Consider the following 11393-nt stretch of genomic DNA (forward strand, 5'->3'; position numbering starts at 1 on the left):
CGGGTCAGTCCTTGGCGCGCGCGGCGTTGAACGCGGTGGCGATGTCGAGGAAGTTGCGCATCAGCGCATGGCCGTTCTCGGAGGCGATGCTCTCGGGATGGAACTGCACCCCGTGCACCGGCCGGGTGCGGTGAGCGAGACCCATGATGAGGCCGTCGGCCGTGTGGGCGGTTACTTCCAGATCGGCGGGCAGCGTCTCGCGCGCCACGATGAGCGAATGGTAGCGGGTCGCCTGGAAGGAATGGTTGAGCCCGCGGAAGACCGAGCGGCCCTCGTGCAGGATCTCGGACATCTTGCCGTGCATGGGTGTCGGGGCACGCACCACGTCGCCACCGAACACCTGACCGATGGCCTGATGGCCGAGGCAGACGCCGAACATGGGCACCGTGTCGCTGGCCCTGGCGATCAGGTCGCAGCAGATGCCCGCCTCGTTGGGCGTGCAGGGGCCGGGGGAGAGCACGATGGCGTCCGGCTTCTCGCCGAGGATGCCTTCCACGTCCATGGCATCGTTCCGGCGCACGGTCACGGTGGCACCGAGTTCGCCGAGATAGTGCCAGAGGTTGTAGGTGAAGCTGTCGTAATTATCGATCAGCGTGACGGCGGTCATGGCGGCTCCAGCGTCCGGCGGATCCGGACGGCGCCCCTCGCATGGGCGAGGCGTGGCGCTCCGGACAAGGGTTAAAGCGTGGCGGCGTTCACAGGGTCAAGCGCCGCGCCATCGCCCTTCCGGTGTGGGGAGTCCGGCCCGCCTCATTGGCCGCGCCCCGCCCGTGCCGCAAAGCGCACCGCTTCCTCGCCGGCGCGGAACAGGGCCTTGGCCTTGTTGACGCACTCCTGATGCTCGCTCAAAGGCACGCTGTCATAAACGAGGCCGGCGCCGGCCTGCACATACATGCGTCCGTCCTTCACGATGGCGGTGCGCAGGACGATGCAGGTGTCCATCTCGCCATTGGCGCCGAAATAGCCGATGGCGCCGGCATAGATGCCGCGCTTGTCGCGCTCCAGCTCGTCGATGATCTCCATGGCCCGCACCTTGGGCGCGCCCGAGACCGTCCCGGCCGGGAAGCCCGCCGCCAGCGCGTCCAGCGCATCGAAGCGCGGGTCCACCTCGCCCTCCACGTTGGAGACGATGTGCATGACCTGGCTGTAGCGCTCGATGAAGAAGCTGTCCGTCACCTTCACGGTCCCGATCTTCGAGACGCGGCCGGTGTCGTTGCGGCCGAGGTCGAGCAGCATCAGGTGCTCGGCTCGCTCCTTCGGGTCGGCCAGAAGTTCGGTCGCGAGCGCCTCGTCCTCGGTGGGGCTCGCGCCCCGCCGGCGCGTACCGGCGATGGGGCGGATGGTGACCTTGCCGTCGCGCAGCCGCACGAGGATCTCCGGGCTCGAGCAGACCACCGAGAAGCCGGCGAAGTTCAGATAGACGAGGAAGGGCGCGGGATTGATCCGCCGCAGCGCGCGGTAGAGCGCGAAGGGCGGCAGGGTGAAGGGACTCTCGAAGCGCTGCGAGAGCACCACCTGGAATATGTCGCCGGCCCGGATGTAGTCCTTGGCCTTTTCCACCATGGCGCAGAAGTCGGCTTCGGTGGTGTTCGATGTGGCCTCCACCGCACCATGGAAGGGCTCGGGCGCCGGATGGGCGATGGGCTGTTCCAGCGCCAGCGTCACCCGGTCGAGACGGGCGAGCGCGGCCTCGAAGGCGGCGGTGGCGGAAACGCCGGGCTTGGGTCGCACGGGTGTGACGGCGGTGATCTCGTCCTTCACCGCGTCGAACACCACCATGATGGTCGGGCGGATGAGCAGGGCTTCCGGCACGCCGATGGGGTCGGACTTGGCGGGGCCGAGCTTCGGCTCCATCTGGCGCACCATGTCGTAGCCAAGATAGCCGAACACCCCGGCCGCCATGGGGGGGGCACCCTCGGGCAGCTCGATGCGCGATTCGGCCAAAAGGCTGCGTAGCGCGGCGAGCGGAGCTTCGGGGCAGGGCTCGAAGGTCTCGGTGTCGGTGAGCGCGTGGCGGTTGATCTCGGCCTTCGCACCATTGCTGCGCCAGATCACGTCCGGCTCGAGCCCGATCATGGAATAGCGCCCGCGGGTCTCGCCGCCTTCCACCGATTCCAGGAGGAAGGCATTGGCCTTGTCGCCGGCGATCTTGAGGAAGGCCGAGACGGGCGTCTCGAGGTCGGCGACCAGCGTGGTGCTGACTACCTGGGCCTCGCCCCGCACGTAGCGGGCGGCGAAGCCGTCGAACGAGGTCGGTGCGCTCATGCCACGCTCCCTCAGTTGACCTGATTGGCGCCGACCGCCTGCTGCACCGCGCGCTGGTTGATGGTGAGGCCGATCTGGCCCTGCAGGGCTGTCAGATACTGCTGGAGAATGTCGTTCTCCACCTGCTGCTGGAGCTGGTTGTCGATCCGGATGTCGTTGGCGCTCGGCGGCGATTCCACCTTCGTCACCTGGAACACCAGTTGCTCGGCATTGGCGGTGCCGAGTGCCACGCCATAGCCGTTGAGCGCCACGCCGAACACCTTGGCCACCGCTTCGGTGGTGAAGTCGCCCTCGGCGCGACCGCGTTTCAGGCCGCTGGCGGTCTTGACCTCAAGGCCGTTGGCGCTGGCCACGTCCGCGATGGACTTGCCGGCCTCGAGTTCCGTCAGCAGACCCTTGGCCTTGGCTTCAACCGCCTTGACCACCTCGTCCTCGCTCCAGCGGGACGCCACCTGCTCGCGCACCTCGTCGAAGGGACGCTCGCGGGAGGGGGTGACCTCGTTCACGTCGAACCACACATAGCCGCCGTTCTGCGCCAGCTGGATCGGATCGTTGTCGACGCCCGGCCGGCTGGAGAAGGCGGCACTCAGCACATTGACGCGGTCGGGAATGTCGGTGACCTCGGCGCCGGAGGGCTCTCGGCCCGAGCGGTCCACCGCATCGACCACCTCGGGCGTGAGACCGAGCTTCTGCGCCGTCTCGCTGAGCGAGGCGCCTGAGGAGCGCTCGTCTTCGATGGCATCGTGCTTGTCCAGAAGCTCCCGCCGCGCGCGCTCCAGAGCGAGATCGCGCCGCAGGCCTGCTTCCACTTCCGCGAAGGGCTTGACGGTCGCGGGAACGATCGTCGTCACATGCACCAGCGCATAGCCAAAGCGCCCCTGCACCGGATCGGACGTGCCGTCCGCCGGAAGGGCGAAGGCGGCGTCTGCAACCTTGGGATCGATGATGGCGGACTTCGCCACAAGGCCGAGGTTGGTGTCCTTGTCGGAGAGGCCGCGCGCCTTGGCGATGTCAGCGAAGCTCGTGCCACCCTTGATCTTGTCCAGCGCCGCCTTCGCATCCGCCTCACTGGGGAACACGATCTGCTGCACGTCGCGCTGCTCGGCCGTGCCGAAGCGGGCGGCGTTGCGGTCGTAGGCGGCCTTGGCGTCGGCATCCGAAATCTGGATCCACGGCGCCAGCGTCGCGGGCGTGAGCACGAGCAGCGTCAGCTTGCGATATTCCGGCGCGCGGAACACCACTTTGTGGCCGTCATAATAGGCCTTGAGCTGTTCGTCCGTGGGCGCGGCCGGGGCGGGCACGGAACTGGAGGTCACGTCCAGATAGGAGACCGCGCGCTCCTCATTCTCGAAGCTATGCACCGCCGTCTTCAGCACCTCGGGCGCGCGGGCGCCGCCCAGCGATTCGATGAGCTGCTGGCGCAGGACGCGCTTGCGCTCGGAGGCGAGGAAGCGCTGCTCGGTCAGGCCGTTGGCCTGGAGAAGCTGCTGGAAATAGGCGGGATCGAAGGCCGTCGCTCCCGGCGGCCGAAGGGCCGGATTGTCGCGGATGCTGTCCGCGATCAGGGCGTCGGACATGCCGAGGCCGAGCTTGCGGGCTGCCTCGTCCAGCGTCGCCTCGGTGATCATCTGATTCAGCACCTGGCGGTCGAAGCCGAAGGCGCGCGCCTGGTCAGGCGTGATCGCCCGGCCGGCCTGGCGGCCGATGCGCTGGATCTGGTCCAGATACTGCTGGCGATAGGCGTCGGTCGAGATCTGCGTGCCGCCGATCTCCGCCACCGTGCCGGTGCTGTAATTGGTGAAGACGCCGGAGATACCCCAGAGGACGAAGCTGACCGTCAGCACGAGGAGGAAGACCTTGGCGATCAGGCCGGATGCGCCCTTGCGGAGATTCTGGAGTACCATCGTTCGGTCTGGTTCGAGGAGCACCGGCAGGTCCGGCGCGGAAGGCGCGCATCATAGGGAGGGGGACCCGCGGCCGCAACGGCGCTCGCGCCCCCTGCTACCAGCCTTTTTGCGGTCACGGTTTGCGGCTTCCGGCCGGCTCTGCTAACGGGGCGGCACCGCAAGCTGGAGATGATGATGTCCGCCGAACGCCGCCCCCTCGTTGCCGGAAACTGGAAGATGAACGGGCTGAAGGCGTCCACGGCGGAAATCGGCGCGATCGCGGCCGGCTATGATGCGGCCCTTGCGGGCAGGATCGATCTGCTCCTCTGCCCGCCCGCCACCGTGCTGGCGCAGGCCGCGACCCTCGCGGACGACCGTATCCTTGTGGGCGGTCAGGACTGCCACGCCAAGGCGAGCGGCGCCCATACCGGCGACATCTCCGCCGAGATGCTGGCGGATGCCGGCGCCAAGGCGGTGATCGTCGGCCATTCCGAGCGCCGGGCCGACCACCACGAGAGCGATGCCGATGTCCGGGCCAAGGCGGAAGCCGCCTGGCGCGCCGGGCTCGTGGCCGTCATCTGCGTCGGCGAGAGCGAGGCTCAGCGCCGGGCGGGCGAGCACGGCGCTGTCGTGGCGGCTCAGGTGCGCGGCTCGGTGCCGGATGGCGCGACGTCGTCCAATACGGTTGTCGCCTACGAGCCCATCTGGGCTATTGGCACCGGCCTCGTGCCGACGCCGGCCGATGTGGCGGAAGTCCACGGCATTGTCCGCTCCGTGCTGGCCGAGCGCTTCGGCGCGGCGGCGGGCGGCATGCGCATCCTCTATGGCGGCTCCGTGAAGCCTGAGAACGCCAAGGCTCTGCTGGGCGCGGCCGATGTGGACGGCGCCCTCGTCGGCGGCGCCAGCCTCAAGGCGGCGGACTTCCTCGCCATCGCGCGCACCTATCTCTGAGGGCCGGGCCGCATGCGCGGCCTTCATGATTTCCCGGATCCGAGGTCGGCATGAGCGGTGAGGGGCAGGAACGGGTTCGGCTGGCCTTGCCGGCCGCCTATGCGGGCCTGTTCTTCGCCCTCGGCGTCTACATGCCCTTCTTCCCGCTCTGGCTCGGGGAACGCGGGCTCTCGCCCGGCGAGATCGGCACCGCCCTGGCCGTTCCGCTGACCACCCGCCTTCTCGCGACGCCAATACTGGGTTGGCTTTCCGACCGCATTGGCAAGCCGCGCGCGGTCCTGCTGCTGCTTGCGGCGCTGACGCTGCTGGTGATGAGCGCGCTGGTTCTCGCCTCCGGCGCCGGGGCGATCTTCCTCATCCTCGGCCTCGCCGCCATGGCGTGGAATCCGTCCTTTCCGCTGCTGGACGCATATGCAAGCCGGCAGGCGCGGGCCAAGCGCGTGGATTATGGCCGCAGCCGCATGTGGGGCTCGGCCTCCTTCATCCTCGCCAATCTTCTCGGTGGATGGCTCGTGGGTGCGGCGGGCGCGGGCGTCACCGTGCCGCTCATGCTTGCGGGGCACGCGGCCTTCCTGCTCACCTTGGTGATGCTGCCAGAGATGCCCCGCCCGCCTGCCGCGGCGGGGCTTCACGTCAGCGTGCCGCGGGCGCGGACGGCGCTTGTCATCGGCATTCTGGCGGCGGCCAGCGTGCAGGCGAGCCATGCGGTGCTCTATGCCTTCGGCTCCGTCACCTGGCAGAAGCAGGGGCTGTCGCTCGGCACCATCGGGATGCTCTGGGCGCTTGGCGTCGTCTCGGAAATCGTGCTGTTCCACTTCGGCACGCGGGTGCTGCGGCGCCTGCCGCCGGCTCTGTTGCTGGCCATCGGCGGTGCGGCGGCAATGGTGCGCTTCGGGGCGATGACGTTCGATCTGCCGCTGGCGCTTCTGCTGCCGCTGCAACTGCTGCATGGAGCGACCTTTGGCGCCACCTATCTCGGCCTCGTGGAACTGGTGGCCCGCGCCGTGCCCGAGCATCGGGCGGCAACCGTTCAGTCCTTGGCCGGCTGGACGGTGAGCCTTGCCATGGCGGCAGCGAGCGTCGCGTCAGGGCCGCTCTTCCAGGCCTTCGGGGCGAACGCTTTTTATCTCTCTGTGGCGCTCGGCGCCGTGGGCCTGCTGGCGGCGCTTGCCTCCGCCGCGCTTCAGCCCCAGAGGTCGGGCGTCGGGGGGTAGGCGAGGGCGCCGTCGTATCGGATGCCCGGTTGCCGGTCGCGGGCGAGCAGCAGAGGCCCGTCGAGGTCCACCACCTGCGCCTTCTGGGCCAACAGGAGGGCCGGCGCCATGGCGAGAGACGTCGCCAGCATGCAACCGACCATCAGTTTGAAGCCGAGCGCCTCACCCTCCTGCGCCAACGCAAGCGCTTCCGTGAGGCCGCCCGCCTTGTCGAGCTTGATGTTGATGGCATCATAGCGATCGCGCAGGGCGGCAAGGCCGTGACGGTCGTGCACACTCTCGTCGGCGCATATGGTGACGGGGCGCTTCACCTGCGCCAGCATCGCATCATTGTCGGCGGGCAAAGGCTGCTCGATGAGTTCGACCCCGAAGCGGGCGCAGGCCGCCATGCGCGGCTCCAGCGTGTCCGGCGACCAGCCCTCATTGGCATCGACGATGAGGCGCGCCTGCGGCACGGCTGCGCGGATCGCGGCAAGCCGCTCTTCGTCGCCTTCCGCTCCGAGCTTCAGCTTGAGCAGGGGGCGGCCCGCCGCCCTGGCCGCATGGGCCATGGCCTCGGGCGAATCAAGGCTGAGCGTATAAGCGGTCACCAAGGGGGCGGGCGGGACGAGGCCGAGGCGGCTCGCGACAGGAGTGCCGTGCGTCTTGGCCTCGAGATCCCAGAAGGCGCAGTCGAGTGCGTTTCGCGCGGCACCGGCGGGAAGGGCGGCCTGCAGGGTCTTCCGGTCAAGGCCGTCAGATACCGCTTTCGCCAAATCCTCCAATGTCTTGACCGTCCCTTCGACGGTCTCGCCATAGCGGGCATAGGGCACGCACTCGCCCTCGCCGGCGCGGCCGTCCGCCTCCAGCCGCGCCACCACCACCACCGCTTCGGTCTTGGAGCCGCGGGCAATGGTGAAGGTTCCGGCGATGGGAAAGCGTTCGACGCGGACACTGAGTTGGGGCATTTGGTTAAAGCGCTGTTCACACTGAAAGAAACGGGCTGACGCTGCGTGCTGCGCAGCCGCAGCATCTCGACGCCGGAAGGCCGGGCGAGTATGAGCATGGGGACGCTTGTGCCTCAAGCGACCAGATCCACGCCGGAGACCAGAGTGGCCGACGCCTCGCTCCTCGATGTCCATGCCGAAGGCGACCGTATCAAGGTCGAAGGGCAGGGGGCCTGGACGTCCGAATATGCGGACAGCCTGGAGCAGGCCGTCATGCAGGTCGCGTCCCACTATGGCGAGGCGAAGGCGGTCGAGATTGACCTCTCCCGGCTCGACCGCATGGACACCTTCGGGGCCCTGCTGCTGGAGCGTCTGCGCCGCGTCTGGCAGGAAAAGGGCGTGGAGCCGCAGATCGTCGGCCTCAATCCCGCTTATTCCGTCCTCATCGAGGAGATGACCCGCACCGGCCGCGAGCCGCCACCGCCCGAGCGCAAGCCGCCGGGTGTGTTCGAGCGCATCGGCCGGGAAATGGTGCTCATCACCGAAGACGCGGTCTCGCTGCTGAACTTCGTCGGTGCTGTGGTGGCAGCCTTCGGGCGCGTGCTTACGCGCCCGCGCTCGTTCCGATTCACCTCCATGGTCAACCAGATGGACCGCGTGGGCTTCCGCGCGATGCCCATCATCATCCTCATCACCTTCCTCATCGGCTGCATCATCGCCCAGCAGGGCATCTTCAACTTCCGCCGCTTCGGGGCCGACATCTATGTGGTCGACATGGTGGGCGTGTTGGTGCTGCGCGAACTGGGCGTGCTCATCGTCTCCATCATGATCGCCGGCCGGTCGGGCAGCGCCTATACGGCCGAACTCGGCTCCATGCGCATGCGCGAGGAAGTGGACGCGCTCCGCGTCATGGGCTTCGACCCGGTGGAGGTGCTGGTGGTGCCGCGCCTTCTGGCACTCATCATCTGTCTGCCGCTGCTGACCTTCGTCGGCTCCATGGCGGCGATGATCGGCGGCGGGCTGGTCGCCTGGTTCTACGGCGGCATCGCCCCGGACGTCTTTATCAACCGCCTGAAGGACGCCATTACGCTCGCCCAGTTCGAAGTGGGCATGATCAAGGCGCCGTTCATGGCCGCCATCATCGGCGTCGTCGGCTGCATGGAGGGCCTGCGGGTCGGCGGCAGCGCCGAGTCGCTCGGCCAGCACACCACAGCCTCGGTGGTGAAGGCCATCTTCCTCGTGATCGTGGTGGACGGATTGTTCGCCATCTTCTTCGCATCCATCGATATGTGAGGCCGCGATGGACGCTACAGCCCCTCCTCCCGTCCCGCAGCGGCGCCGACAGCTCAGCCGTGAGGTGATCATCAGCGTGCGCGACATCGTCGTCGGCTTCGGCGAGCGCGTCATTCTGAACCACCTCGATCTCGACGTTTACAAAGGCGAGATCCTGGGGTTCGTCGGCACCTCCGGCGGCGGCAAGTCGGTGCTCACGCGCACCATCCTCGGCCTCGTGCCCAAGACCTCCGGCAAGGTGGAGGTGTTCGGCCAGGATCTCGATCACCTGAACGAGCGGGAACGATCCGCCCTCGAGCGGCGTTGGGGCGTGCTGTTCCAGCAGGGTGCGCTCTTCTCGTCCCTGACGGTTAAACAGAACATCCAGTTCCCGCTCCGTGAAACGCTGCGGCTCTCGCAGCGCATGATGGACGAGATCGCCTTTGCCAAGATCGAGATGGTGGGCCTGAAACCGGACGTTGCGGAAAAGCTGCCCTCGGAACTCTCCGGCGGCATGATCAAGCGTGCGGCCCTCGCGCGTGCCCTGGCGCTCGACCCGGAAATCGTCTTCCTCGACGAACCGACCTCGGGCCTTGACCCCATTGGCGCGGGCGATTTCGACGAACTGATCCGCACCCTTCAGCAGACTTTGGGCTTGACCGTTTTCATGGTAACGCACGACCTGGACAGTCTGCATACGGTCTGCGACCGCATTGCAGCATTGGCCGACGGCAAGGTCATTGCCCAGGGAACGATCGAGACAATGATGGCGGCGCAGCATCCCTGGTTGCGCGCTTATTTCCACGGCGCCCGTGCCCGGGCGGTTCAGGCAGCGCGCTAAGGCAGGACGAGGCATGGAAACCCGGGCCAATTACACCGTCATCGGCATCTTCACCCTCGCGGTGATCGCTGCGGCCTTTGTGTTCGTCTACTGGTTCGCCGGCCCCAAGGACAGCGACAAGCGCAAGCTCTATGAGGTCCTGTATCAGGGCTCGGTGAGCGGCCTGCGCGAAGGCAATGCGGTGCTGTTCAACGGCATTCCGGTCGGTCAGGTGACCAAGCTCGGCCTCGTTCCCGGCGCGCCCAACGAAGTGCTGGTGCAGATCGGCGTGCGCAATGACGTGCCGATTCTCGCCGATGCCCGCGCCAGCCTGGAATCGCAGGGCATCACCGGCATCGTCGCCGTGAGCATCCAGGGCGGCAACGCCAAGGCCGGTCCGATCCCGCCCGGCCCCAACGGACTTCCGCGCATCGAGGCGCTGGGTGGCACCGGCATGGCCGGCCTGCTCCAGAATGCCCAGGGCACGGTGGCGAAGGTCAACAGCATCCTCGACGCCATCGACCCCGACCAGGTCAGGCAGATCGTCGCCAATGTCGAGAATGTCAGCAAGCAACTCTCTGACAATTCCGGCGATATCGCCAGCATGATCAGCGGCGTGAAGGATGCCGTGGCGCAGGTCAACGAGATCGCCAAGAAGGTGGACGTGGTGGTGGTGAACCTCCAGCACGCCTCGGGCGACAAGGACGGCCTGCTCAATCAGGCGACCGAGGCCGCGACCGCGGTGCGCAAGCTGGCCGACAATCTCGACCAGCGCACGGCGCTGCTGACCAACGAGATCAGCCGCTTTACCGGGCCGGGCCTGAGACAGTACGAAGCCCTGGCGGCCGACGGCCGCCGGACCTTGACGGAGATCGAGCGCGTCTTCCGGAACCTGGAGCGTAACCCGCGCCAGTTCATCTTCGGGGGCAATTCGATCCCGGAATACAACAAGCGGTGATGCCTGATGATGCGCGACAGTGGGGCTGAGGGGACGCAGCGTTTCGGCGTCGGTCGCGGGCGGGCCATGCTCGGGGTGTTTCTCGCCCTTGCGCTCGCCGGCTGCGCCTCCGCGCCCATCCCGACCTATGACCTCTCCGCTCCCACGGGCTTTGCGGCGCGGGGCGGCGGAAATGGTCAGCTGGTGGTGGTGACGCCCACGGCGCTCGCTGTGCTGGATTCCGAGAAGATCGTGGTCGAGCCGACGCCGGGGCAGGTGACCTATCTGCCCGAAGCGCAGTGGAGCGACCGCCTCACCTCACTGCTTCAGGCCCGCACCATCCAGGCCTTCGAGAACAGCAGCCGCCAGCGGCGCGTCGCCCGCCCCGGCGACGGTGTGACGGGCGATTATCAGCTGAACATGGACGTGCGCAGTTTCGGCATCAAGGTTCTGCCGGAGGGCACGTTCGCGGTGGTGGAGATCTCCGCCAAGCTCATCGCCACCCAGACCGGGCGCATCGTCTCGGCCCGCATCTTCAGCGCCCGCGTGCCTGTTGCGAGCGTGAGCGGCACCTCCGCCACCACGGCTCTCGATCAGGCCAGCAATCAGGTGCTCATGGAACTCGTGCGCTGGGCCAACGGCGCGCAGGGCTGAGGTCAGGTCCTGAGCCTCTTCAAACCAAAGGGCCCGCTGCAGCACGCGCCGGGCCCTTTGTTTTTGGGGCATGAGCATGAGTGGGCTGTTGGCCGGGCTTGTGTCCGATTGGCCTACCGGGCCAGCCGGATTTCGCTATGGCGCCAGTCCTTCAGGTCTCCGGCGGCGGCCAATCTCCCCGCGTCCGCGAGAGCCTCGATCCGGGTGGCGATGGCCGCTTCGGCACCGCGCTCACCAAGCTCCCCGGTCTTTTCCATCACCTTGACGATGACCATGGCCACCTTCTGCCAGCGGTCATGGCAGCTTGCGAGAATGAGATCGTCCATCTCCATGCCGATCAAAGCGTCCTCCGAAGCCCTGCGGTCCGTCCGTGGTGTCTAGCAGTCCCCCAGAGCTCGCACGGACGGGGAGGCCTGAGGCCCGATCTGATGCCCCCAAATGCAAACGGGCGCCCGTATGATCCCTCAT

General features: G+C 67.5%; 11 protein-coding genes. 6 read left to right on the forward strand and 5 right to left on the reverse strand.

All coding sequences use genetic code 11. From position 1 onward, the window contains the following. Nucleotides 1-4: 4 nt before the first annotated feature. The 3 genes from DFO45_RS05300 to DFO45_RS05310 form a co-directional block, all read right to left on the reverse strand. Nucleotides 5-607: an aminodeoxychorismate/anthranilate synthase component II gene (locus DFO45_RS05300; RefSeq protein ID WP_133864063.1), complete on the reverse strand. Its 603-nt coding sequence runs from the start codon at nt 605-607 to the stop codon at nt 5-7. Nucleotides 608-750: 143 nt separating this feature from the next. Further along, entirely contained in the window at nt 751-2265 is a 1515-nt protein-coding gene (gene trpE / locus DFO45_RS05305) for an anthranilate synthase component I (protein ID WP_133864064.1), read from the reverse strand. Nucleotides 2266-2276: 11 nt separating this feature from the next. Next, a complete protein-coding gene (locus DFO45_RS05310) occupies nt 2277-4169 on the reverse strand; it encodes a SurA N-terminal domain-containing protein (RefSeq protein WP_133864065.1) in 1893 nt (630 codons plus the stop codon). 177 nt (nt 4170-4346) lie between these two features. Between DFO45_RS05310 and tpiA the strand changes: the two genes are divergently transcribed. After that, complete coding sequence (gene tpiA / locus DFO45_RS05315; protein WP_133864066.1) at nt 4347-5102, forward strand: triose-phosphate isomerase; 756 nt, start codon at nt 4347-4349, stop codon at nt 5100-5102. A gap of 50 nt (nt 5103-5152) precedes the next feature. Further along, a complete protein-coding gene (locus tag DFO45_RS05320) occupies nt 5153-6316 on the forward strand; it encodes an MFS transporter (RefSeq protein ID WP_133864067.1) in 1164 nt (387 codons plus the stop codon). Here the strand turns inward: DFO45_RS05320 and dgcA are convergent. Next, nucleotides 6286-7263 carry an N-acetyl-D-Glu racemase DgcA gene (dgcA, locus tag DFO45_RS05325; protein WP_133864068.1) on the reverse strand — a complete coding sequence of 326 codons (978 nt, stop codon included), beginning with the start codon at nt 7261-7263 and terminating at the stop codon, nt 6286-6288. The two genes, DFO45_RS05320 and dgcA, sit on opposite strands and share 31 nt — an antisense overlap. A gap of 144 nt (nt 7264-7407) precedes the next feature. Here dgcA and DFO45_RS05330 point away from each other — a divergent pair, with 144 nt between their 5' ends. Genes DFO45_RS05330 through DFO45_RS05345 form a run of 4 tightly spaced genes read left to right on the forward strand, consistent with a single transcriptional unit; the run spans nt 7408 to nt 10925 of the window. Continuing rightward, complete coding sequence (locus DFO45_RS05330; protein ID WP_245517959.1) at nt 7408-8535, forward strand: MlaE family lipid ABC transporter permease subunit; 1128 nt, start codon at nt 7408-7410, stop codon at nt 8533-8535. Nucleotides 8536-8542: 7 nt separating this feature from the next. After that, nucleotides 8543-9355 carry an ABC transporter ATP-binding protein gene (locus DFO45_RS05335; RefSeq protein ID WP_133864070.1) on the forward strand — a complete coding sequence of 271 codons (813 nt, stop codon included), beginning with the start codon at nt 8543-8545 and terminating at the stop codon, nt 9353-9355. Nucleotides 9356-9368: 13 nt separating this feature from the next. After that, entirely contained in the window at nt 9369-10292 is a 924-nt protein-coding gene (locus DFO45_RS05340; protein WP_012170742.1) for an MlaD family protein, read from the forward strand. Between the two features lie 6 nt (nt 10293-10298). Then, nucleotides 10299-10925, forward strand: a complete 627-nt coding sequence (locus DFO45_RS05345) for an ABC-type transport auxiliary lipoprotein family protein (RefSeq protein ID WP_133864071.1) — start codon at nt 10299-10301, stop codon at nt 10923-10925. Between the two features lie 113 nt (nt 10926-11038). Here DFO45_RS05345 and DFO45_RS05350 read toward each other — a convergent pair whose 3' ends face one another. Next, nucleotides 11039-11257 carry a DUF3658 domain-containing protein gene (locus tag DFO45_RS05350; protein ID WP_043880243.1) on the reverse strand — a complete coding sequence of 73 codons (219 nt, stop codon included), beginning with the start codon at nt 11255-11257 and terminating at the stop codon, nt 11039-11041. Nucleotides 11258-11393: the final 136 nt, after the last annotated feature.

This window comes from Azorhizobium sp. AG788, assembly GCF_004364705.1.
Taxonomy (GTDB): domain Bacteria; phylum Pseudomonadota; class Alphaproteobacteria; order Rhizobiales; family Xanthobacteraceae; genus Azorhizobium; species Azorhizobium caulinodans.